Source organism: Treponema saccharophilum DSM 2985, from assembly GCF_000255555.1.
GTDB classification, from domain to species: Bacteria; Spirochaetota; Spirochaetia; order Treponematales; family Treponemataceae; genus Treponema_D; species Treponema_D saccharophilum.
This window is the reverse complement of record NZ_AGRW01000049.1, coordinates 44,235-68,135: the sequence shown is the minus strand read 5'-3', so window position 1 is coordinate 68,135 and position 23,901 is coordinate 44,235. Positions and strand designations below refer to the sequence as shown.

The following is a 23,901-nucleotide window of genomic DNA, read 5'->3' as shown; positions in this document are numbered from 1 at the left end:
TTCTTATGAAACGTAATTGTCTCCCCATCCTTTTTGCAGTCACCCTGCTTTTTTCTTTCTTTGCCCTGCCGGTTTCCGCCGACGAGGCGGAAGAACCTTCCGGCGCGACGGAGATGTCCGACGGGGACTGGTATTACGGAAAGCCCATCCGCTCCGTCTCGTTCAAGGGGCTGAAGCACACGGACAGCAAGGATGTCGACGGCGTGTCGAGCGGGTTTATCGGCGAGATGTTCACCGACGAGGTGTACCAGAATCTTCTCGACAGGATTTATGCGATAGACCTCTTCGACGAGATTGAGCCGCAGGTCAGCAGTTCCGGCCGCGGAAACACGGTCGACATAACGTTCGTCGTCAAGGAGAAGCCTTCCGTGCGGAGGATTCTCGTCACGGGAAACAGGCAGGTGCGCACGGCGGAAATCAAGGATGCCGTCTCCATGAAGGAGAAGGAAATCTTCATCGCGGGAAAACTCGCCTACGAGGAGCGCGCAATCCGCTCGCTCTACCTTGAGAAGGGATTCACGAACGTGAAGGTTTCGTCGTCCACGAAGGAGACTGAGAAGGGAATCGACGTCCTCTTTACGATTGACGAGGGGCGCGCGACGGTCATCACCGAGATAAAATTCACGGGGACGAAGGCTGTCTCCGCGAAGACTCTGAAAAAGAAGATTAGGCTCAAGGAGGCGGGATTCCTCTCGAAGGGCGCGTTCCAGGAGTCGATGCTCGAAATCGACAAGAAGCTTATCGCCCTGTATTACCAGAACATCGGATATATCGACGTCAAGTCGGACGACGTCACCAAGACGGTCACCCCGAACGAGGAGAAGCGCCGCGACGAGCTTACGATAACGTTCCACATCCAGGAAGGCGAGCGCTACACGTATTCCGGAATCGAATTCAGCGGCAACGAGATTTTCTCCGACGAGGAGCTTCTTTCCAAGATGAAGATTCAGCCGGGCGCTGTTTTCAACATCACGAAATTTCAGGAGAGCCTGACGGGAATTACGGACCTCTATTACGAGAACGGCTACACGGCGAACAGGTTCCGGCCGGTCGAGAACAAGGATTCGGAGAACAAGACCGTCTCGTACACGTTCATCATCACGGAGAATTCCAGAAGCCACGTGGAGAGCGTCTCCATAAAAGGAAACAACAAGACGAAGGAGCACGTCATAACGCGCGAGATTCCGATTCAGGTCGGCGACATCTTCTCGAAGACGAAGATTGAGACTGGTCTGAGAAATTTGAGGAACCTCCAGTATTTCAGCAACGTCGACTGGCAGTATCTTCCCGGCTCCGAGGAGAACCTCGTCGACCTCGTGTTCAACGTTGACGAGCAGTCCACGACGTCCGTAGAATTCGGCGTCACGTTCTCCGGCGTGTCAGACCCGGACGAGCTTCCGTTCGCGCTTTTCGCGAAGTGGCAGGACTCGAACATACGCGGCTCGGGAAGGTCTGTCGGCGTGTCCTCGACCATCGCGACGAACGAGCAGTCGCTGAGCCTCAGCCTTTCGGAGAACTGGTTCCTCGGGCTCCCGCTCAGCGCTTCGGTAAGCACGGAGATTTCGCATTCGAACAAATACGCGTACAGGCTTTCCATTGCCGGCGACGGAACGGTGGACGACGACTCGTACTACATGCAGTACGAGCGCTGGAAGTGGGCGCTCGGCTTCTCCGTCGGCAGAAGGTGGACGCCGGACTGGGCAATCATATCGCTTGCCGGCGGCGTGAACGGAAGCCTCCTCAACAACATATACGACTCCGAGCTGTGGATTCCCGTCGATACGTCCGTCAGCGAGTACGCGAACAACTGGGGATGGCAGAATTCCGTCTGGGCGTCGTTCTCGGTGGACGACAGGAACATAAACTACAACCCGTCGCGCGGATGGTTCGCGAGCGAGCGTCTTACATGGTACGGTCTCACGCCGATCGAAACGGAATTCTTCCTCAAGACGGACACGAAACTCGAGAAATACTTCACGCTGTTCGACATAAACGTCACCGAGTCGTGGAATTTCAAGGCTGTTCTCATGGGATACTCGAACCTCGCGCTTCTTTTCCCGGCACCGGGCTCGGGAATCGGGGATTCGAGCAAGCTCTACATAGACGGAATGTTCAACGGAAGGGGATGGACGGACATCTACAACAAAGTGCGCGGAAAAGCGGCGTGGAACAACACGGTTGAGCTCCGCGTTCCCGTCATCCCGAACGTCCTCGCGCTCGACTGGTTCGGCGATGCCGCGGTCATCAAGGATAGCCCCGACGCGCTGTTCCACGATTTGTCCGTCGAGGATTTCTACTTCAGCACGGGCCCCGGCGTCCGCTTCCTCATCCCGCAGTTCCCGCTCAGGCTCCTTTTCGCGAACACGTTCAGGATAGAGGACGGAAGCATCAGCTGGGAAGACAAGTGGCAGTTCGTCCTGTCGTTCGTCATCACGAATAGATAGCCGCGTTTTCCGTCCGCCGGGCGCGGGCGGTCCGATTTTCCGAAAGATGGGCGGAAAGGGGCGTTCCCTTTTTCCGCGCCTTGATATTTTAGGGGGCTTCTTTTATGAAGAGGTTTTTCATTGCGCTTTCTGTCGCGCTCGCGATTTCATTTTCCGCCGCCGCGCAGCAGATAACGAGATTCGGCGTCGTTGACACGGCGAAGGTTTATCAGGCGTATTTCAGGACGTCCGCTCCTATGCGTTCGTATGATTCGAAAAAGGCTGAGGCTCAGAAGGAGATTTCGAAGCGCACGGAGGAAATCCGCCGCCTCAAGCAGCAGAAGGCTGATGCCGAGCTCAACGCGGACGAGCAGCTTGCCGCAAGGCTCGACGCCGACATCGTCAAGAAAACGGACAGCCTTACCGAATACACAAAATCGAAGAACCTGGAGCTTGAGAATCTTCGCAACAGCCTCAGGAATTCAAACGAATTCTACAACAAGCTTTACAAGGTCATTGAGCGGGTCGCCGAGAACGAGGGGCTTTCCGTAATCCTCAGTCTTCAGGATGACCGCTCGATTCTCTGGTACAGCAATTCCGTCGACGTCACGGACAAGGTTATATCGGAGCTGGACCGCTAGGCGTCCTGTTCCGCAGTCGTTCGAGTCGGGATTCGTCCCGGCTCTTTTTTTCGGCGGGATTCGTTCCGCCTTTCGTTGTTTTTTTGGAGGGGTTTTGATGGGAAAGGACAGCGTCGTCGCGGGCTGCGTTCCGTCCAAGTCGGGTTCGATGGAGGATACGCCGCTGATGCGCCAATATCAGGAGATGAAGGAAACATACAAGGACGAGGTCCTTTTCTTCCGCGTCGGTGATTTTTACGAGATGTTCAACGACGATGCGGTGGAGATTTCCCGCCTCCTGAACCTCACGCTGACTCATCGCGGCTCGCAGCCGATGTGCGGGATTCCGTATCACGCGTCGAAGCGGTACATCGCGCGGCTTTTGCGGTGCGGGAAGCGCGTCGCCGTGTGCGAGCAGGTTTCGGAGCCGACGGGAAAGGGGCTTACGGAACGGAAGGTGGTGGAGGTCATAACGCCGGGAACTGCCGTTGACGGGGATTATATTGAGGGCGTGGCGAACAACTTCCTCGCGTGCCTTTTCGTCAGGGGGCAGTCTGCCGGATTCGCATTCGTCGACGTGACGACGGCTGATTTTTTCGCGACGTCCTGGTCCGTCTCCGACATGGAGGAGTCCTTCTCGAAGGAGCTGGGGCGCGCGCATCCGAGGGAGCTTATCCTTCCCGAATCGCTTCGGAGAAACGATACCGTGCAGCGCCTCATTTCGCTTGACGGCGGGATTGCCTGCTCGTATTACCCGGACTGGAATTTCGACGCCGAAAAATCGTTCGGAAGGCTTTGCGCGCAGTTCGGGACGAAGAACCTCAAGTCGTTCTCGCTTTCCGAGCTTTCGCCCGAAGTTCCGCCGGCGGGGTTCCTTCTCGACTACGTCCAGAAAATGACGATTACGGCGACCCCGCACATCAATTCGATAAAAGTATACAAGGACAGCCAGTTCGTCATGATGGACGACTCTTCCCGGCGGAACCTTGAGATTGTCGCGAACCTCCGCGACGGAAGCGCGCAGTTCTCCCTTCTTGAGGTTATCGCGCGCACGAGGACCGCGATGGGGCGGAGGCTCCTTCGCTCGTGGCTCCTTTATCCGCTCCGCTCCGTCGGCGATATAAAGATGCGGCAGGATGACGTGTCCTTCTTCTTCGGCAACGGAGGAATGAGGGATGACGCCGAAAGCCTTTTGTCGTCGATACTCGACGTCGAGCGCCTCGCCGGAAGGATTGCGATGGAACGCGCCCATGCGAAGGATTTGCAGGCGTTGCGCGCGAGCCTCGACGCGTGGATACGGATGGCGGAGAAACTTTCCGCTGCCGGTTTCGGGACTTTCGAGCTGGAAAAGGCGAGGGAGATATCCGCGCTGATATCCTCTTCTATAGAAGAAGACCCTTCGACAACGTTCGGGGACGGGCGCGTCGTGAAGGCGGGATGGTCGTCCGAGCTTGACGGCTACCGCGATATGCAGGAGAACGCCGGCCGAATCCTTGAGGAGTACGCCGCGGAGGAGCAGCGTCTGACCGGCATCCAGAACCTGCGCATAAAGGTGAATTCGATTTCCGGATATTACATCGAGATAACGCGCGGGAAAGTTTCCCAGGTTCCGCCACATTTCATAATGCGCCGCTCCCTCACGAATTCCGACCGGTTCACGACGCCGCGCCTTCAGGAAATCGAGAGGCAGATGAACGAGGCCGCGTCGAGAATCGTCGAGACGGAGCGCGCCCTTTTCGCGGAGATTCGCGCGAAGATTGCCGCGGAGTCCTCGTATATTCTTTCCGTCGCCCATAAAATCGCGTACGTCGACGTCGTTTCGGCGCTCGCTTCTTCGGCCGTCCTCAACAGGTGGGTGCGCCCCGTCGTCGATGACGGGGACGTGTTCCGCGTCGTCGGCGGCCGCCATCCCGTAGTCGAGGCGCATCTTCCGTCCGGGGAATTCGTTCCGAACGATATCGTCGTGTCGTCGGCCGGAGACGGAAGCGCGTCCTTCGGTCTCATAACGGGGCCGAACATGGCGGGAAAATCGACCTATCTCAGGCAGAACGCCCTTCTCGCGCTGATGGCGCAAATAGGCTCGTATGTTCCTGCCGAAGAGGCGCATGTCGGCGTCGTCGACAGAATATTCTGCCGCGTCGGCGCGAGCGACAACCTCGCGCGCGGCGAGTCGACGTTCCTCGTGGAGATGACGGAGACCGCGTACATTCTGCGCGGCGCGACGAGAAAATCGCTCGTCATAATGGATGAGGTCGGGCGCGGGACATCCACCGAGGACGGGCTTTCGATTGCATGGGCAGTCTCGGAATATCTTCTCAACACGATACAGTGCAAGACGCTTTTTGCGACGCATTACCACGAGCTTACGAGAATGGTCCATCCGTCGCTCAAGCTGATGTGCATGGACGTCCTTGAAGACGGGGACAAGGTCGTCTTTTTGAGGAAGATGAAGGAGGGCGCGAGCGAGAATTCGTACGGAATCCACGTCGCGTCCCTCGCGGGAATCCCTCAGACCGTCATAAAAAGGGCGTCCGAGATTCTTTCCTCCCTGCAGGATTCTGCCGGTTCCGGTTCATGCAGGATTGAGACGTCAACCGTCCCCGACGTCCCGCCGAACCCGCGCCTTTCCGTCACGATGCCGGGGCTTTTCTCGGACGAGGAGATTGTTCTTGAGGAAATCTTGTCGGTCGACACGGACGAGATAACGCCGAAGCAGGCTTTGCAGATTATCGAACGGTGGAAGTCGGCGCTTTCCGGAACGTGATTTTTCGCGTGCGGTCGGCGAGATGACGGCGTATAACAGAAAATTATAAGGGGTTTTTGAAAAAAGGCGCGCGTCGAGAGGATATTTATGCCGTATGTTTTCGATGCTGCTGTTCCCGTTCTCGTTTACCGAGCCGCCGTTCAGGATTTTTTTCTTCCTGCTGTCCGTTTTCCGTGCCGCGCTGTCGTTCGTTTTCGGCGGCGAGGTGTGCGCGGGATGCGGGCGGAGGACTGTCGTGTATCCGCTCTGCGCTGATTGCGCGTCGACATTCCTCCTCCCGCCGCCGCCTCGCTGCCCTTCGTGCGCGTCGCTACTTTCCGGGGGCGAGAACATATGCTGGCGGTGCCGTGACGGCATCGGGAAGAAGCTGTCCGTCGCGGGAATGCATCCGGCGCACTCGTATGCGCTCTGGCGGAAGGAATTGCTTTTCGACTGGAAATCGAGGGGAATACGAAGCTTGTCGCCTTTTTTCGCGGCGCTTGCCGAGCGGAAGATTCGCGATGCCGAAAAAGGCGAGGATTCTCCGTTGTGCGTCGTTCCTGTTCCGCCCCGCCCTGGGAAGATAAGGCGCCGTGGGTGGGATCAGGTTGACGAGCTCTGCTTCTATCTCCGGCACGGATACGGGCGGCGTGTGCTCCGCATTTTGAGGCGTCTTTCCAAAAACCAGCAGAAAAAGCTTTCCCGCGAGGAGCGGCTCGGGACGCGGGGAAAAGGATATCGTGCCGTCGACGGGAAAAAACTGCGGAAGGCTCTTTTCCGCGCGGGGGTTGATTCTGTCCCGGAGACCGTCGTCCTCGTCGATGATGTCGTGACGACCGGCGCGACTGTCTGCGATTGCGCTTCCGTGCTGGCATCGCTCGGTGTCAGGCGGGTGCACTGCGTGTCGCTGTTCATTGTCGATTGATTTTCTTTGATTTTTGCGTTCCTGTTCATTATACTGTAGGATATACTTTTTCAGACGAGGTCTAGTTTTATGGAGAAAGAAGAAATCAGGGGCTATACGATTGAGGAAGCAGTCGCCGAGGCGCGCAGGTGCCTCAACTGCCCGAAACCGCTGTGCCGGACTGGTTGTCCAATCGAGAATGAGATTCCTGCTTTCAACCACGCCGTTTCCGTTGGGAATTTTGGAGAAGCATTCGAGATAATTTCGCGCAAGAGCAATCTTCCCGCAATCTGCGGGCGCGTATGTCCTCACGAAAACCAGTGCGAGGGGCATTGCGTCCTTGCAAAGAGCGGAAAGGGAATAAAGATTGGTCAGATAGAGCGTTTCGTCGCAGATTTCGAGGCTGAGGCAAAATTCGCGAAAGATGCGAAAATCGTAAGGACCGAGGGAAAAGTTGCCGTGATAGGTTCCGGTCCCGCCGGGCTTACCGTTGCGGGCGATCTTGCGCGCAAGGGCTATGAGGTTACCGTTTATGAGGGGGAAAGCGAGCCGGGCGGTGTTCTCCTTTACGGAATTCCCGAATTCAGGCTCCCGAAAGATGTTGTCCGGAGGACGACGAAGAAAATCGAGGAGCTGGGCGTAAAATACATAACGAACACGATGGTCGGCGTCGATATAACGGTCGAGGAGATGTTCAAGAACGGTTTTGATGCCGTTTTCATCGGAACCGGAACGGCGCTCGCGAAGTCGCTTGACCTCCCCGGCAAAGACTTGACCGGCGTAATCCAGTCGAATTATCTTCTCAGGATGGTGCGCCTGTATCAGGACGGCAACGTCGAGAAGGATGATGTCCCCATCAAGGAAGGCGACAACGTAATCGTCATCGGTGCGGGGAACGTCGCTATGGATGCCTGCCGCACGGCTGTCAGGATGAAGGCTGCCTCCGTTACTGTCGCGTATAGGAAGACCGTCGAATTTATGCGCGCGGCGAAAGCAGAGTATGACGGCGCGATAAAGGACGGCGTCGATTTCAAATGGGAGCACGCGCCGCTCGAATTCGTCGGGGAGAACGGATGCGTTACCGGGCTCCGTTGCCAGACGCCGGAGGGGGAGGTCGTCCTTCCGGCAAACAAGATTCTCCTCGCGATAGGCTCTCGGCCTGCGGCCCGCATTCTCAGCACGACGCAGGGAATCGACTGCGATGAATCCGGTTATGTCATAACGAAGCAGAAGCCGTATGGAATGACAAGCCGCAGGGGAATCTTTGCCGGCGGAGATGTCGTTCACAAGCCTGCGACCGTCGTTCTTGCAATGCGCGAGGCAAAAAAGGTGGCGGAAGGAATCTCTCAGTTTCTTGAGGCAAAGAAGCTGCTTGGAGAGTAAATTATTTCATATCGGGTATTTGAGCCTGTATGCGGGGTCAAATACCCGGGCACTTTGGGGGATATATGGCAGAAAACACGCAGATTCAGCTCGTCACGTTCCAGTTGGGTGAGGAAATTTACGGCGTCGATATCATGGACGTCAAGGAAATCGTAAAGGTGACTAAGGTTCGCCCGATTCCTAACGCGCCTTATTACGTCGAGGGCATATTCAACCTTCGCAGGGAGATAATTCCTGTCATAAATTTGCACAAGCGGTTCCAGATTCAGAAGCTCGAGCAGACCGAGGAGGAGAACGAGTTTGAGGGCGGATTCATAATCCTCAATATCGACAACAACAAGGTTGGAATCATAATCGACAAGATTGCCCGCGTCGTTACAATCAATACGGAGGACATAAAAGACCCGCCGCAGATGATTTCGGGCATCGGAACCGAATACATAACGGGCGTTGTCCGTCAGGATTCAAAATATCTTATAATGCTCGACATCAGGCGAATCTTCAGCGCGAAGGAAATGCAGAAGATTATCGCGACGGATGTCGTCGCTTCCGAGTAACATGGTTCCTGTTTTCAGCTCAACAATCAGAAGAAAGGAGATGGACGCGGTTCTGTCGTGCCTTGTGGACGAGAAGGTCGGTCCGGGGGAGATGAACGCGAAGCTCGTTTCCGCCGTGAAGGATTTTTTCGGCGTTGCAGGCGGTGTCGCGTTCAGAAGCCCCGAGATTGCGCTTTCCTATGCGCTGAAATCGCTCGGCGTGGAAAAAACTTCCAAAATAATGATTTCGGCGCTCGCTCCGGGGTGGCAGTATTCTGCGGTGCGGGAAATGGGCTTCGTTCCGCTTGTCCTTGATGTGGACGAATCGAGCGGCCTTGTCTCCGCGGATGCCGTGCAGAAGGGAATACAGTCAGGCGGTTCCGTCCTTATTCTCCACGAGACGATGGGGATACTGCCGGATTCCGATGAGATGGAGCGCATTCTCGATTTCGGGATTTTTGTCATAGAGGATATATCCCAGGCTGTTGGGGCTGGGATTTTCAAGGACGGTCTTGGCGGGGACGATTCCGTCGCCGACGGGATTCGCGATGATGATGTTCAGGAAGAGAGCTCCATCAGGAGGGCCGGAACGTTCGGCGTTTTCGCCATTCTCGGGCTTGAGGAGAACGACTGCGTTACCGGCGGCGGCGGCGCGGTGCTTCTCGCTCCTTCCCGGCGCGATTGGCTTGTCCTCAAAAAGATTTCCGAATCCGCGTCCCGGACGGAAATTCTCGGGGATTTGAACAGCGCGCTTGCGTTCGTGCAGCTCAAGGAATTTTCCCGCAACGAGGCGGCAAGAAAAAGCATTTTCTCTTTCTACAAAAAAGCGTTTCCGTCCTCGTCGAAAAACAGGCTTCTTTCGCACGGGCAGGGGGTGGAGCGTTCCGTTTGGTCGTTTCCCGTCGTGCTTGCCGGAAACTTTCCGGATGCGGAGCAGTATGCGAAACGAAAGGATGTCTCGATTGCGCACGCCTATTCGGATTCTGTAATCGCTCGTATTCTCCGTGAGGAGTCGGAGCTTGACGAATCCGGCGCTCCGTCCGACGTGAATCTGGAGCTTCTTTCGAACATGCTGATTCGCTCGAAGTCCCTGTACTTGAGGACCGCGCTTTTTCCGCTTTATCCGAGGATGAATTCGGAGACTGTCTCGAAAATCACAAAGATAATGGCGACCCTGCCTTGAGAAGTTCCATTCTCTTTATGGAAAGGATTCTATGAAAAAATACAAAAAGTGCTTAATCGTCGTGAATTCCTTCAAGGAGGAATCCAAGAATCTCGGCGCGACGGTCGAGGCGTATCTTGCGACGCGGGGAATTCAGGCGGACGTCTTCGTCTTCAATGGTTTTTCGGAGCAGTATCCGTTCCACGGGTATGATTTCGTTATTACGATGGGCGGGGACGGCACCGTTCTCTTTGCGGCGCGGGGATGCGTGTCGCTCGGAATTCCCGTTTTTCCCGTCAATTTCGGCTCGTTCGGCTTCATCGCGAGCGTCCAGAAGGATGAATGGCGCGCGGAGCTCGATTCCTTTCTTGCGGGGAATGCCGTCATCGAGGAGCGCTCGATGCTTCAGGCGGATTTGATTCGCGGGGGGACGAGGCGGCTCAGCTCCGTCGGCCTGAACGATATCGTCGTCAGCGCGGCGCACGCCGCCCATACGATTTCGTATACGGTTTCGTATGATGACATCCCGTTGGGGGAATTCAAGGCGGACGGGATAATCATATCGACGGCGACCGGCTCGACCGCCTATTCGGCAAGCGCCGGCGGCCCGATAATAGACCCCGGCCTTGACGCGATGGTGCTGACGCTTATAAACGCGTTTTCGCTGTCGAGCCGCCCGATTGTGCTGAGCCCCGACGGTGAGCTGGTGATAGAGATAATTCCGTCCCGCGTGTCGGGCGTCATCATTTCGGTTGACGGTCAGATTCCGATTGATTTGCATGTCGGTGACAAGGTTCGCATACGGCGCATTCCCGAGCGCGCCCGGCTTATAGGATGCACCAAGGAAAAATTCTATAATGCGCTGCGCTCAAAATTGAATTGGTCCGGAGGTCCGCAGAATAATGCTTGAGGATTTGTCGATAAAGGATTTCGCGCTCATCGATAATGCTGTTATAGAATTGGGCGATGGGTTTACAGTGCTTTCCGGCGAGACGGGTGCGGGAAAATCGCTCCTTATCGGCGCGCTCACGTTCCTTCTCGGAGGGAAAAGCGGCGCCGATTTGGTTCGTCCGGGCGCGTCGGAGGCGACCGTGTCGGGGACGTTCACTGTTGACTGCGGGAATGTCCGCAACGGATTCGACGCCGATTCTCCCGAGTGCGAGCCGTCCTCGGCGTGCGAGTGGCTTCTTGCCCACGGCATTACCCCCGAGGACGGGCGTGTCCTTGTGCGCAGGTTCGTCAGGGCGAACGGAAAATCCGGCTGTTTTGTCGGCGACACTGCCGTCACGCGCGCGGAGCTTTCCGCGTTCAGCTCTTTCCTCGTCGATATCCACGGTCAGCATGAGCACCAGAACCTAATGAAAGTTTCCGAGCACAGAAAATATCTCGATGCGTATGCGGGAATTTCCGGGCGTGTGGCTGAATTCACGGCGGTGTATCAGCAGCTTGCGGAGAAAAAGCGCCGCCTCGAGCAGCTTGTCGCGGACAGCAGGGACAGGGAGCAGCGGATAGAGCTTCTTTCGTTCGCTGTCAACGAGATTTCAAGCGCGAATATATCGCGCGGCGAGGACGAGGAGCTTCTGGAGGAGGAGACGCGGCTTTCGTCGTTCGAGAAGCTGTATTCGGATGTCAGCGCGGTGGAGGCGATTCTTGGCGGGTCGGACGATTCTGACGGCGTCGTGTCGTCGCTCAAAAAGGCGCGCGCGTTCGCTTCCCATTCGGCGTCTTTCGACAAGGCGTTGGGCGCGCTCTCGCAGCGTATTGACAGCGTTTTCTACGAGCTCGGCGACATAGCCGACGAGGTTTCCTCATATTTGCGCGGCTTGGTTTTCGATCCGTCGAGGCTTGAGCAGGTTCAGGAGAGGCAGCAGCTGCTTTCGTCGCTCAAGCGTAAGTATGCGTCGTCTCCTTCTGCCCCGCTTGATGAAGTTCTTTCCTATCTCGAAGAGGCGCGCGCGAAGCTCGATGACCTTGACGGGAACAGCGCGAGCCAGGATTCCCTTCGTGGCGAGATTTCCGAGCTTGAGGGGCGCGTTTATTCCGAGGCGAAGGCGTTGTCGTCGCTCCGGAAAGAGGCTGCGGCTAGAATGTCGGCGGCCGTCGTGTCCGTCTTGTCGAAGCTCGGGATGGCGAGCGCGCGCTTCAAGGTCGATGTCAGGGACAAGGCGGAGACGGAGACGATGCAGCGGGTGGGCGCTTACGGAATGGACGACGTCGAATTCATGATATGCGCGAATCCAGGTCAGCCGATGCAGCCGCTTTCGAAGATTGCTTCGGGCGGAGAGCTCAGCCGCGTGATGCTTTCGCTCAAGACGATTCTCGCCGGTTCTGATTCTGTCGGGACGATGGTTTTCGACGAGATTGACACCGGAATCGGCGGTGAGGTCGCGCTTTCGATTGGCGAGCATCTCAGAAAACTCGCGGCCGGACGGCAGGTGCTTTGCATAACTCATCTTGCGAGCATCGCCGTTTATGCCGATAATCAAATCAAGATAAGCAAGGGCGTCGCGGACGGAATGACCAAGACTTCGGCCGTTCCGATAGACGGCGAGACGCGCGTTTCCGAAATCGCACGCATGCTTTCGGGGGATTCGGACAGCTCCGCCTCTTTGGAGCACGCGCGCGCCATGCTTTCGAGGTTCCGTGACGGGACTGTGGCATAAAATTCGGTTTCGGGCAGTTTTGTAGGAATGTCGGGGTTACAATGGGAAAAATCACAGCGGAAACGAGGGAAGAATTCAAGGTAAGGTCTCAAATCCACAAGGATGCCATAGACAAGTCGCTGGCGAACGAGAAGAAGATGCTCGCCCTTATCGCAAAGGAATCCGAGGGGAGCGCGTACAGGAAGCTCATGCTCGCCGAGGACATGATTTACATCGTCACGCTCTATATAAACATAAACAACCTTTCCGTGGATATTCTCGGCGTCAAGAACAACGACGCGCTGAACGATGCGCGGAAAATCCTCTACAAGGCGATAATCTACCTTGAGGATGTCGTCACGAATTTCGTCGACGTCCAGTATTCGGACATCGAGGAGAAAATCCTCGAGATTGAGAAGGTTTCGCTGGACAAGCGGTATTATCTTATGCGGAAGCTCGGGCTGGCGATACGGCTGCTGATTGACGCGTTCGGCGACAACACGAAATGGAAGTGGTCGTTCGTCGAGATTCAGGGGCGGTTCTCCACGGTCATGAAGAATCTCCTGAACTGGAAGGAGGCGAACCGCGTCTACTTCGACTCGTCGCTTGAGAATTACGACACGACCGTTTTCTATATACGCATGGTCAAGCGTCTCCTCGACCAGTCCGCGAAGGAATACCGCGACCGCTACGAGCTTTCGACGCACCGAATCGACGACATGCGCCTCGCGATAAATTACGTCCTCGCGAGCCGCCGCATTTCGATGCTGCTTTCAGAGCCTGAGGAAGCCGAGGAGCTGAAGACGAAGGCGAAGGTCTGGCGCGACAAGCTTGATTCCGACCAGAAGAAGGGCATCGCATCGTAGGCGCCGGCGGAAATTCGCGTCTTTTTGTGGGGCAAACGCATTATAAAATTTTCACTGGGCGAAGCGATGGAAAAACGGCTTCGCAACGAAAAATGCTGTCTTTTATTTTACGAGGAACAGGGCAAACTCTATAAATATGAGCAGGCTGCTTCCTGAAAATGCGGTTGTCCGGTCTTTTTGCCGTCATCTTTCTCAATTCGGCAAAAATGATGTAGAATCTCTTCCATTATGAAAGATAACACTCCGCATGGAACAATCACTGACAACAATCACGCCGCGCTGTGGCACGGTCGTTTTGCCGAGGGGCCTGATGCCGCCGCCGTCGAATTCGAGACATCGATACGCGTTGACGAGAGGATGGCGCTTGACGATATAAAAGGCTCCCTTGCCCATGCAGCAATGCTCGCGAGGCAGGGGATAATTTCCGCGGAAGAGGGGAAGGCAATCGAGGACGGTCTGAAATCGATTGAGAATGACCTCGTTTCCGGCTCGCTTTCCGTCGATTATTCGGCGGAGGATATCCATTCATTCATAGAGGCGACGCTCACCGACAGAATCGGCGACCCGGGGCGGAAGCTTCACACGGGAAGAAGCCGCAACGACCAGATTGCGCTCGACGAGCGGCTCTATCTCAGGCGGGTCATTCCCGAGCTCCAGAAAAAAATCGTCTCCCTTATCGGAACGCTCTGCAAAATCGCGGGGAAGCATACGAATTCGCTCCTGACGGGATACACGCACATGCAGCACGCCCAGCCGGGGACGCTTGCGCAGCATCTGTGCGCGTGGGCGTGGATGCTCAAGCGCGACGTCGACAGGCTTGAAGGCTCGCTTTCGCGGGTGTCGCTTTCTCCGCTCGGCTCGGGGGCGCTTGCCGGCTCGGGGCTTCCGCTCGACAGGGAATTCGTCGCGGAGCAGCTCGGTTTTTCCGGCGTCACGGAGAATTCGCTCGATTCCGTCTCCGACCGCGACTACTGCATCGAATTCACCTCCGATTTCGCGCTCCTCCAGGGGCATCTCTCCCGCATGTGCGAGGAAATCGTCCTTTGGTCAACGACGGAATTCGGTTTCGTCGAGCTGAGCGAGAAATGGTCCACCGGCTCGTCGATAATGCCGCAGAAGAAGAACCCGGATTTTGCCGAGCTGATACGGGGCAGGACGGGAAAAGTCTACGGCGACCTCATAAACCTTCTCGTCATGGTGAAGGGGCTTCCTCTTGCCTACGACCGCGACATGCAGGAAGACAAGGCGCCGCTTTTCGAGGCGCTCGACACGGTCATGTCGAACGTCGTCGTGTTCGAGGCTATGGTTGAGAGCGCGCGCTGGAACGTTCCGCGCATGGAGGAAAGCTGTTTCGGCGGGTTCGCCAACGCAACGGATGTCGCCGACTATCTCGTGCGGAAGGGGCTTCCGTTCCGCGTCGCGCACGGCGTGTCCGCGCGGTGCGTCCGGCTCGCAATCGATTCCGGGAAATCCGCGATAGAGGAGCTTTCTATAGAAGAGCTTCGTGGCATATCAGAGCTTTTCGAGGATGACATTTTCGAGCGCATAACGCCGCGCGCGTGCATGGAGGCGAGGACGACGACGGGCGGTCCCAGCCCCTCGCAGGTTGAGAGGCAGATTGCCGCCCTCGAGGAATTCTGCTCGTCGTTCTAGCGGAGCGTTATTTTTCCCATGAGCATGGATTTTTCAAAATATTCTCCGAGGGAGTTCTACAGGAAGCTTTTTTCGCTGATGGTTCCGATTGCGTTCCAGTCGTTCATGGTGGCGGCGGTGAACGCGTCGGATGCGCTCATGCTTGCGCGCCTCGACCAGGTTTCCCTTTCGGCGGTCTCGCTTGCGACGCAGGTCGCCTTCATCGCGAACATGTTCCTGCTGTCGTTCAATTCGGGGCTGTCGATTTTCGCGGCGCAGTATTGGGGCAAGAACGACATCGGCTCTATCGAGAGAATTTTCGCGTACGTCCTTCGCTCGTCCGCGCTCGTCTCCGCGCTTTTCTCGTTTGCGTCGCTGTTCTTCCCGGAGCTTCTGATGAAGGCGTACACTTCCGACGAGGAGCTCATCCGCGAGGGGTGCGTCTATCTGAGGGCTGTCTCGCCGACGTTCCTCATGGCGGGCGTATCGCAGATTTTCCTCTGCGTGCTAAAAAATTCGGAGCACGCGCTTTCCGCGACGGTCATAACGTCCGTCTCCGTCGTGCTGAACATCGTACTGAACGCGGTCTTCATATACGGGATGCTTTTCTTCCCGCGGATGGGGATAAAGGGAGCGGCGCTCGCGACGGTCGTTTCGCGCACCGTCGAGCTTGTCTGGTCCGTCGCCATGAACGCGCGGCGTGGGAGCGTCCGTCTCCGCCTTTCGTATTTTCTCCGCGTCGACGCGGTTCTTCGGCGCGACTTCTGGCATTATTCGTATCCCGTCCTCGTGAACCAAATCGTCTGGGGCGTGGGGTTCTCGATGTATTCTGTCATCATGGGGCACCTCGGAAGCGATGCCGTCGCCGCGAATTCGATATCGAACATCGTGAAGAACCTCGTCACGTGCCTCAGCTCGGGAATATCGGCGGGCGGCGGAATAATGATAGGGAACGAGCTCGGCCGCGGGAATCTGGAGCGTGCGAAAATCTACGGCTCGAAGATTTGCCATATAGCGATTGGCGTCGGAGCCGCAATGGGAATCGTGATTGTCCTCCTTATACCGTTCGTCCTGTCGATCGTATCGATGAGCGCGGAGGCGGCGCATTACCTGAAGTGGATGCTCGTCATGTGCTCGTACAACATGATCGGAAAATCGAGCAACGTCGCCACGAACTGCGGAATCTTCCCGGCGGGCGGCGACGCGAAGTTCAGCATGATTTGCGATTCGGTGACGATGTGGGCGGTGTGCGTTCCGGCTGGGCTTCTGGCGGCGTTCGTATTCCATGCGCCTGTCCTTCTCGTTTTCTTCATCATAAATCTCGACGAGATGGTTAAACTTCCGGCGATTTTCATTTACTATAAAAAATACCGTTGGTTGAGAAATATCACTAGATAATTTCTAAATTTAATTTTTAAAAATACCGAGAATATAGACATGAATACTTTTACCCGTTCAGTCGATTTGCTTCAGCGCGCGATGAGCGTCAATTCGCTGCGCTATCAGGTTACGGCGAACAATATCTCAAATGCCGAGACTCCTAACTTCAAGCGTCAGGAGGTTAATTTTGAGAGCGAGCTTAAGAAGGCTTTGGACTCGGAGAAAGACGAGAAATCGCTCACGCTCGCGGTGAACGACGACAGGCACATCCAGATTTCGTCCGTCCGCGATTTCCGCGACGTCCAGCCGAGGCGCACCGTCGACTGGTCGAGCTCCACGAATGCGAACGGAAGCAACGTCGATGCCGAGAGCGAGGCGATGAACATCATGAAGATTCAGCTCAACTACAGGCTTCTTGCCCAGCTTGAGAATTTCGAGTTCAGCCAGCTCCGCACTGCGATGAAGAAATAGCGCTTGATTGAGAGAGGTTTTTAGTATGGGAATGTTCACTTCCATAAACATAGCGGCGACAGGAATGAGCGCGGAGCGCCTCCGCACGGATGTCATATCTAACAATATCGCGAACGCATCGACGACGCGGACTCCGGAAGGCGGCGCGTTCAAGAAATCGGAAGTCATATTCGAGCCTGTCGCGTCCGACAACCCGACGTGGAGGCTTCCTTTCGTGAACGAAGACATGGACAACGGCCCGGGAAAGGGTGTCCGCGTGAAAACCATATCGAAGGACACGTCGCAGGGGCGGCTCGTCTACGACCCGCAGCATCCCGACGCGATACAGAGCGGCCCGAACAAGGGATATGTCGAGTACCCGAACGTGAACATCGTCGAGGAGATGGTGAACCTTATCTCCGCATCGCGCGCCTACGAGGCGAACGCGACTGTCGTTCAGGGGGCGAAGGAGATGTTCGGCTCCGCGCTGGACATCGGGCGGAGCTGAGCCGGTTCCGTGTTTTTTTTTGATAATCGAGGAGAGTTGATATATGCAGATGGCGAACATGAACATGGTCAGCGCGCCGGCGCTGCTTAGGACAAATCAGGCACATGCCGGCGTCGCCGGAATTTCGAATATAATTCCGGGACAGGAAAAAGCGGCGGACGAGCCGTCGAAGGTGAAGGAGGGAAGCTTCGAGTCTTTCCTCGTCAAGGCTGTCGGCGAGATGAACGAGCAGCAGCTCGATGTGAACAGGAAGACGGAGCAGTTCATAACCGACCCCGATTCTGTCGACGTCCATGAGATTACGACGGCTATGGCGAAGGCGCAGATGTCGCTCTCGCTCGCGCAGACTGTCATCGACCGTGTCGTTTCTGGTTGGAACGAGCTTTCAACCAACCGCTAATTCAAAAAGTATTTTGTTCGTTCTCGGGAGGGATAGATGAACGAATGGTTCAAGAAAACCGCAGCTAAATTTAAGGAATTGTGGTCCAAATGGTCCATAGTTCAGAAACTTGTTCTCATCGGTATTGTCGTGGCGGTCGGCGTCGTCGTCTTTTTCTTGGTGAATACGTCGCGCTCTCCGGCAGGCGTGCCGCTTCTGAACACTGAGATAACGAATCAGGATGAGCGCGATGCAATCCTGTTCAGGCTCGACTCGGCGGGCGTAAAGTACAGCGTCGTCAACGGAAAGATAATCGTTCCCGATGAGCAGACGCGCGTTCGCATGATGAACGTCCTTGCGGACGAGGATTTGCTTCCGAAGGGAACTAGCCAGTGGGCGTTCCTCAACGTCGGCCAGTATTCGATGACCGATTTCGAGCGGGAGAACAACAAGAACCTCGCCATAAAGCGGTCCGTCGAGCGCCATATCGAGGCGCTTGCGGATGTCGCGAACGCGGACGTGGAAATTGGGTTCCCGCCGGATTCTCTTTTCACGGAGACGCAGAAGCCGGTCTCCGCGAACGTCATCCTCACTTTCAAGCCCGGGTGCGATATGGCGCCGGGAAGCAAGAAAGTCCAGACCGTTCAGAAAATCCTCCTCCATTCGATAGTCGGGCTGACGGAGGATTACATAACGATTGCGAGCATCGACGGCGTCGTGCTGAACGATTTCAAGGGGCTTGCCGCGCTCGACAAGCTTTCCCTCGCGGAGCGCGAGCAGAAGCTCCGCAACAACCACGAGATGACCGTGCGCGCGAAGGTTCTCAAGGCGCTGCAGTCGATATTCAAGGCTGACCGCGTGCGCGACCTTCAGGTCACGATTGAGTGGAACATGTCCGAGGCGGTGAGCGACAAGACGATATACACGCCTGTCGAGGTTTCGCCGCAGGACCCTGAGAAGCCTTACAACACGCGTGAGACGCGCGATTATCTGCCGCTTTCGAGCCAGACGATAACGAACAAATTCACCGGAACAGGATTCAATCCGAACGGGCCTGCGGGCGCGGCGGGAAACAATCCTCCGACATACAGCGACATGTCGAACGTTATCGGCGAGTACGAGCAGACGGGCGTCACGCAGAACAACGTAATCAACACGGAGCAGCGCCACGAAATCATACATTCGCAGCCGGGCCGCATAACGGTCGCCGTCAACATCGACGGAAAATGGCGCGCGTCGTACGACAAGAACCACCGCTACGTCATAACGGAGGACGGGCACATAGACTGGAAGTACACCCCCGTTCCTGCCGAGGAGCTTGAGCAGGCGGTGCAGTACGTTCAGAGCGCCATCGGCTACGACAAGCTGCGCGGCGACAGGGTTGAGGTTACGAGCATCCAGCATGACCGCGACGACGAGTTCGACAAGCTTGAGGAAGAATACTTCGCGAAGCAGAACAGGAAGAAGATGATAATGATTGTCCTCGGCGGCATTCTCGTCATCCTCATCGCGTTCATCGTCTTCCGCTTCATCTCCCGGGAAATCGAGAGGCGCAAGCGGCTCCGCGAGGAGGAAATCCTCAGGCGGCAGCAGGCGGAGCGCGAGAAGGCGCTTTGGGAAGCGAAGGATTCGGACATGCAGGTCACGATGTCGGTGGAGGAGCGCAAGCGCGCGGAACTTCAGGAGAACGCGATTGCCATGGCGAAAGAGCATCCTGACGAGGTCGCTATGCTCATCAGGACATGGCTCATGGATGACAACAACTGATGAGCGAATTCATAAAGGTTCCCGAGCTTTCGGGACTTGAGAAGGCGGCGATTCTCATAACGGAACTTGGTTCGTTCAACACGGACAAAGTTCTTTCGTTCCTTTCCGAGCAGGAGAAGGCGAAGCTGTTCAATGCCGTCGGCCTTCTCGGAACGGTCGGCATCGAAAGCGAGATTCGCGTCCTTGAGGAGGCGAACCGCTTCGGGGTGAAGCGGGGAATAGCGGCTCCCGTCCGCTCCGACAAGGAAATAGCGGAGGAGATGAATTCCATGAGCGGAAAGAACAGCAAACTGCGTGAATACATAAATCAGAATCCTGACTCGATTGCGAGTGCGTTGAGTGCCTGGATGAGGGAGGAGTGACAATGGCGGATTCAAAAGGGGCTGCGAAGTCAAGCGGCGGGAAGAAAGGCGGCGTAAAGGATTATAAGAGTCTCTCGGGCAGAACAAAAGCCGCGATTTTCCTCGTTTCACTTGGCTCGGATGTTTCGTCGGAGATAATGAAGCACCTTCGCGAGGACGAGGTTGAGGCCCTCACTTTTGAGATAGCGAGGTTGGAGACCGTCGAGGCGGATTTCAAGGACCAGGTTCTTGAGGAATTCCAGGAGCTTATGAACGCCCAGAATTTCATCACGACCGGCGGTATCGATTACGCGCGCGAGCTTCTTGAAAAGTCGCTCGGAAGCCAGAAGGCAATAGACATCATCAACAGGCTTACGTCGAGCCTTCAGGTGCGCCCGTTCGACGCGATAAGAAGACAGGATCCGGCGCACCTCCTCAACTTCATCCAGCAGGAGTATCCGCAGACGATAGCGCTTATCCTCGCTTATCTTGAGCCGGTCAAGGCGGCGGCAATCCTCCAGAACCTTCCGGCAGAGATTCAGCCTGAGGTTTCCAAGCGCCTCGCGACTATGGACCGCACGTCGCCGGATGTTCTCCGCGAGATAGAGCGCGTCCTCGAGAAAAAGCTCTCGACGCTTTCGAGCGAGGACTACACCGCTGCCGGCGGTACGCAGGCAATCGTCGATATCCTCAACGTCATCGACCGCACTTCCGAAAAGGCAATCATCGAGGCTTTGGAGGAGGACGATCCGGATTTGGCGGAGGAAATCAAGAAGCGCATGTTCGTGTTCGAGGATATCGTCCTTCTCGACGACCGCTCGATTCAGAAAGTTCTGCGCGAGGTGGACAACGCCGACCTTGCGAAGGCTCTCAAGAATGTCGATACGGAAGTTCAGGACAAGATATTCAAGAATATGTCGAAGCGCTCAAGCTCGATGCTCCGCGAGGAGATGGAGTTCATGGGGCCTGTCCGCTTGAAGGATGTCGAGGAAATTCAGCAGAAAATCGTCTCGACCATCCGTCGTCTGGAGGAGGCCGGCGAGATTGTCATCGCCCGTTCCGGCGAGGACGAGATGGTCGTCTGATGTTCTTGTTTATGGCAGTTCACGGAATTTCCGTGGGTGCCGTCGGGTTGGAAGCCGCGGAAAGCCTGCGTTTTCCGACTCGCATTTTAAATGTTGCCTCCGGAGGCGGGTGTTTCGGGAGGCTCCCTTTTATAGAAAAATCGGGGAAGTCGGAGCAAAATCGTGGCAAAAAATTTATTTCAACCTTTTGAACTCAAAGCAAAGGAGGGCGACTTTCAGCTGAAGCTCGTCCATGAATTCTACACTCCAGTAGAGGAAGAGCCTGTCGTTGATGTTCCCGAATATACGGGGCCGACTGCCGACGATCTCCGTCGGGAGGCGGAGGAATACAAGGTTCAGTGGGAATCGGAGAAGCAGCAGATGCTCCTCGACGCCCAGAACGAGGCCGACGACATAATAAAGAAAGCCGAGGAAGCTGCGTTCGCGGAAGTGAAGCGCCAGACTGACCAGGCGCAGGTTATACGCAACGATGCGGAGAACGAGGCGAAGGAAATCATCAGGAAAGCGCAGGAGGAGGCGGCTAAGATAAAGGCGCAGGCCGCCAGCGACCAGGATGACGTCAGCAAGAACGCCTACAAGGAAGGGTACGACAAGGGGCGCGAGGAAGGATACAAGAGCGGCTACGACGAGGTTTCCCGCCTTGTCGAGCGCACGCACAAGATTCTTGAGTCCGTCATGGCCCGCAGGGAGGAAATCCTCAGCGAGACCGAGCAGCAGATTGTCGAGCTTGTCGTCCTGATGACGCGCAAGGTCGTAAAGATAATCTCGGAGAACCAGAAGAGCGTCGTCATGGCGAACGTTCTGCAGGCGCTCAAGAAGGTCAAGGGGCGCGGCGACGTTACGTTGCGCGTGAACCTTGCGGACGTCAAGCTCACGACCGAGCATATTCAGGATTTCATCAAGCAGGTTGAGAACGTCAAGGGAATCACCGTTCTTGAGGATTCGACCGTCGATAAGGGCGGCTGTATCGTCGAGACCGACTTCGGCGCGATTGATGCGCGGATTACGAGCCAGCTTTCTGAGCTTGAGACGAAGATTCTGGAAATTTCCCCTGTCAAAAGCATGGTCAAGTCAGATTCCGTTGTCTCCGAGGCGTGAATGAATGGAATTGTTCTTCAATAAATATCTGAACGCAGTCAAGCGGACCGATACCATCCATTACACGGGAAGCGTCTCTGCCGTAAAGGGGCTTATGATTGAAAGCCGCGGCCCCCGCTCCATGATTGGCGAAATCTGCAACATCAGAATCGGAAAGAACAAGACTGTCATGGCGGAGGTTATCGGGCTTGAGGGGCACATCGTCAAGCTGATGGCGTACGACTCGACGGAGGGAATCGAGGTCGGGTGCGAGGTCGTTGCGACCGGGCACGTCCTTCAGGTTCCCGTCGGCAGAAAGCTCATCGGGCGCGTTATCGACGCGACGGGGCGTCCGTACGACGGAAAGGGAAACCTCAACACGTCCGAGTATTATCCGGCTCTTGCGTCGCCGCCGAATCCGATGACGAGGCTTCCCGTCGACAGGAGAATTGTGACGGGCGTGCGCTGCATCGACTCGCTTCTTTCATGCGGAAAAGGGCAGCGCCTCGGAATTTTCGCGGGTTCTGGTGTCGGAAAATCGACGCTCCTTTCGATGATTGCCCGGAATACGAATGCCGACATAAACGTAATCGGTCTTATCGGGGAACGCGGTCGCGAGGTCATGGACTTCATAAACCGAGACCTCGGCGAGGAGGGCATGAAGCGCTCCGTCGTCGTCGTCGCGACAAGCGATACGACTTCCATCAACCGTCTGCGCGCTGCATATACGACGACCGCGATTGCCGAATATTTCCGCGACCAGGGAATGGATGTCATGCTGATGATGGACAACATGACGCGCTTTGCCCATGCGCAGCGCGAAATCGGTCTTTCAACCGGGGAGGCTCCGGCTCAGCGCGGATATCCCCCGAGCGTTTTCGACATGATTCCGAAACTCCTTGAGCGCACCGGAACGAACGACAAAGGTTCCATAACCGCGTTCTACAATGTTCTCGTCGACGGCGACGATTTGGACGAGCCGATTACCGATAAAGTCCGCGGAACGCTTGACGGACATATAATGCTTTCGCGCGCGCTTGCGCAGGCCAAGCACTATCCCGCCGTCGATGTCCTCAAAAGCATAAGCCGTCTTGCCCGCCGCGTCAGCGGAAAGATGACGCTCAAGGCTGCGACGAAGGTCGCGCGTCTCGTCTCGATATACGAGGAGAACCGAGAGATGATAATGGCGGGCGTGTACCAGAGCGGCTCAAGCCCCGACGTTGACGAGGCAATCGCGAAGCACAACGCCATAGAGGAATTCCTCATGCAGGAGGAATACGAGCATTGCCCGATCGAGGATACGTTCAGAAAGCTCGGCGCGCTCGCGGAGATAGAGATTCCCGAGGAGGAATTCGACGAGAGCCCGCAGTCGATACGGAAAAGCGTCGCGGAGCAGGTTCGGAACAGGAAGAAGGCGGAGGTTGCCGAGTCGAATTCGCAGGCTGCGCTCACCGACCTCGCGAGCATCTCGAAAAGCCTTTCGTAGAAGGGGCGCAGTATGAAGCGTTTTTCGTTTTCGCTCCAGAAAGTACTCGATTTGCGCGAGTTCGAAAAGAATCAGGCGCAGACGGAGCTCGGAAAGGCCGTTTCCGAGGAGCGGAAAATTCAGGATACGATGGACATGATTGCCCAAGCCCGCGCCGCTTCCGTGCACGAAGCCGACGGCATGACGGATATCAGGAGCCTCTACGGCGTGAACCAGTATTTCAAGCTGCTCGACCAGCGCCGTGACCAGATGGCGGCGGAGTTGGCGAAGGCGAAGCTCGTCACCGAGGAGAAGCGCGCCGTCATGCGGGAGGCGATGAAGAAGGTGAAGGTCCTGGAAAACCTGCGGGAGCACCGCGTTATGGCATGGAAAAAGCAGCTGCAGAAGGAAGAGGATGACGCCATAGACGATATCGTGACATCCCGGTTCAAAAATTCCTCCGACATAATTGGTTCCGGCTGCATAGACGAGGAAATCGCCGCATCCGGCGCCGACGGCGATTCGCTGTTCTAGATTC

The 23,901-nt window shown here is 56.1% G+C and carries 21 protein-coding genes; all 21 read left to right on the top strand.

Going from position 1 to position 23,901, the window contains the following annotated elements:
• Positions 1-5: 5 nt before the first annotated feature.
• The 21 genes from bamA (at position 6) to fliJ (ending at position 23,897) form a co-directional block, all read left to right on the top strand.
• Entirely contained in the window at positions 6-2,444 is a 2,439-nt protein-coding gene (gene bamA / locus TRESADRAFT_RS08620) for an outer membrane protein assembly factor BamA (protein ID WP_002704830.1), read from the top strand.
• A 104-nt stretch (positions 2,445-2,548) separates the two neighbouring features.
• The gene (locus TRESADRAFT_RS08615) at positions 2,549-3,064 is read left to right on the top strand and encodes an OmpH/Skp family outer membrane protein (RefSeq protein WP_002704829.1); all 516 of its coding nucleotides are present in this window, start codon (positions 2,549-2,551) and stop codon (positions 3,062-3,064) included.
• Positions 3,065-3,161: 97 nt separating this feature from the next.
• Positions 3,162-5,807: a DNA mismatch repair protein MutS gene (gene mutS / locus TRESADRAFT_RS08610; RefSeq protein ID WP_002704828.1), complete on the top strand. Its 2,646-nt coding sequence runs from the start codon at positions 3,162-3,164 to the stop codon at positions 5,805-5,807.
• Positions 5,808-5,901: 94 nt separating this feature from the next.
• The gene (locus TRESADRAFT_RS15190) at positions 5,902-6,711 is read left to right on the top strand and encodes a ComF family protein (RefSeq protein ID WP_002704827.1); all 810 of its coding nucleotides are present in this window, start codon (positions 5,902-5,904) and stop codon (positions 6,709-6,711) included.
• 69 nt (positions 6,712-6,780) lie between these two features.
• Positions 6,781-8,073, top strand: a complete 1,293-nt coding sequence (locus TRESADRAFT_RS08600) for an NAD(P)-dependent oxidoreductase (RefSeq protein ID WP_002704826.1) — start codon at positions 6,781-6,783, stop codon at positions 8,071-8,073.
• 65 nt (positions 8,074-8,138) lie between these two features.
• Entirely contained in the window at positions 8,139-8,630 is a 492-nt protein-coding gene (locus TRESADRAFT_RS08595) for a chemotaxis protein CheW (protein WP_002704824.1), read from the top strand.
• On the top strand, positions 8,611-9,792 hold the full coding sequence (locus TRESADRAFT_RS08590) for a DegT/DnrJ/EryC1/StrS family aminotransferase (protein WP_002704822.1): 1,182 nt from the start codon (positions 8,611-8,613) through the stop codon (positions 9,790-9,792). Before TRESADRAFT_RS08595 ends, TRESADRAFT_RS08590 begins: the two co-directional genes overlap by 20 nt.
• Positions 9,793-9,823: 31 nt before the next feature.
• Complete coding sequence (locus tag TRESADRAFT_RS08585; protein ID WP_002704819.1) at positions 9,824-10,681, top strand: NAD(+)/NADH kinase; 858 nt, start codon at positions 9,824-9,826, stop codon at positions 10,679-10,681.
• The gene (recN, locus tag TRESADRAFT_RS08580) at positions 10,674-12,434 is read left to right on the top strand and encodes a DNA repair protein RecN (protein ID WP_002704817.1); all 1,761 of its coding nucleotides are present in this window, start codon (positions 10,674-10,676) and stop codon (positions 12,432-12,434) included. The genes TRESADRAFT_RS08585 and recN overlap by 8 nt, the downstream gene beginning before the upstream one ends.
• 41 nt (positions 12,435-12,475) lie before the next feature.
• Positions 12,476-13,279: a hypothetical protein gene (locus TRESADRAFT_RS08575; protein WP_002704814.1), complete on the top strand. Its 804-nt coding sequence runs from the start codon at positions 12,476-12,478 to the stop codon at positions 13,277-13,279.
• A 228-nt stretch (positions 13,280-13,507) separates the two neighbouring features.
• The gene (argH, locus tag TRESADRAFT_RS08570) at positions 13,508-14,932 is read left to right on the top strand and encodes an argininosuccinate lyase (protein ID WP_002704812.1); all 1,425 of its coding nucleotides are present in this window, start codon (positions 13,508-13,510) and stop codon (positions 14,930-14,932) included.
• A gap of 24 nt (positions 14,933-14,956) precedes the next feature.
• Entirely contained in the window at positions 14,957-16,309 is a 1,353-nt protein-coding gene (locus TRESADRAFT_RS08565) for an MATE family efflux transporter (RefSeq protein WP_217169700.1), read from the top strand.
• Between the two features lie 39 nt (positions 16,310-16,348).
• Entirely contained in the window at positions 16,349-16,762 is a 414-nt protein-coding gene (flgB, locus tag TRESADRAFT_RS08560) for a flagellar basal body rod protein FlgB (protein WP_002704808.1), read from the top strand.
• Positions 16,763-16,787: 25 nt separating this feature from the next.
• Positions 16,788-17,249, top strand: a complete 462-nt coding sequence (flgC, locus tag TRESADRAFT_RS08555) for a flagellar basal body rod protein FlgC (RefSeq protein WP_002704806.1) — start codon at positions 16,788-16,790, stop codon at positions 17,247-17,249.
• 43 nt (positions 17,250-17,292) lie between these two features.
• On the top strand, positions 17,293-17,649 hold the full coding sequence (fliE, locus tag TRESADRAFT_RS08550) for a flagellar hook-basal body complex protein FliE (RefSeq protein ID WP_002704804.1): 357 nt from the start codon (positions 17,293-17,295) through the stop codon (positions 17,647-17,649).
• Between the two features lie 36 nt (positions 17,650-17,685).
• Complete coding sequence (gene fliF, locus TRESADRAFT_RS08545) at positions 17,686-19,395, top strand: flagellar basal-body MS-ring/collar protein FliF (protein WP_002704801.1); 1,710 nt, start codon at positions 17,686-17,688, stop codon at positions 19,393-19,395.
• Entirely contained in the window at positions 19,395-19,757 is a 363-nt protein-coding gene (locus tag TRESADRAFT_RS08540; RefSeq protein WP_002704799.1) for a hypothetical protein, read from the top strand. The genes fliF and TRESADRAFT_RS08540 overlap by 1 nt, the downstream gene beginning before the upstream one ends.
• 2 nt (positions 19,758-19,759) lie before the next feature.
• Positions 19,760-20,821 carry a flagellar motor switch protein FliG gene (fliG, locus tag TRESADRAFT_RS08535; protein WP_002704797.1) on the top strand — a complete coding sequence of 354 codons (1,062 nt, stop codon included), beginning with the start codon at positions 19,760-19,762 and terminating at the stop codon, positions 20,819-20,821.
• 162 nt (positions 20,822-20,983) lie between these two features.
• Positions 20,984-21,919 (top strand): flagellar assembly protein FliH, encoded by a 936-nt coding sequence (gene fliH / locus TRESADRAFT_RS08530; RefSeq protein WP_002704795.1) that lies wholly within the window; start codon positions 20,984-20,986, stop codon positions 21,917-21,919.
• A 4-nt stretch (positions 21,920-21,923) separates the two neighbouring features.
• Positions 21,924-23,384, top strand: coding sequence for a FliI/YscN family ATPase (locus TRESADRAFT_RS08525; protein WP_002704792.1), 1,461 nt, complete (start codon positions 21,924-21,926; stop codon positions 23,382-23,384).
• 12 nt (positions 23,385-23,396) lie between these two features.
• Positions 23,397-23,897 carry a flagellar export protein FliJ gene (gene fliJ, locus TRESADRAFT_RS08520; RefSeq protein WP_002704790.1) on the top strand — a complete coding sequence of 167 codons (501 nt, stop codon included), beginning with the start codon at positions 23,397-23,399 and terminating at the stop codon, positions 23,895-23,897.
• The last annotated feature ends 4 nt before the right edge of the window (positions 23,898-23,901 follow it).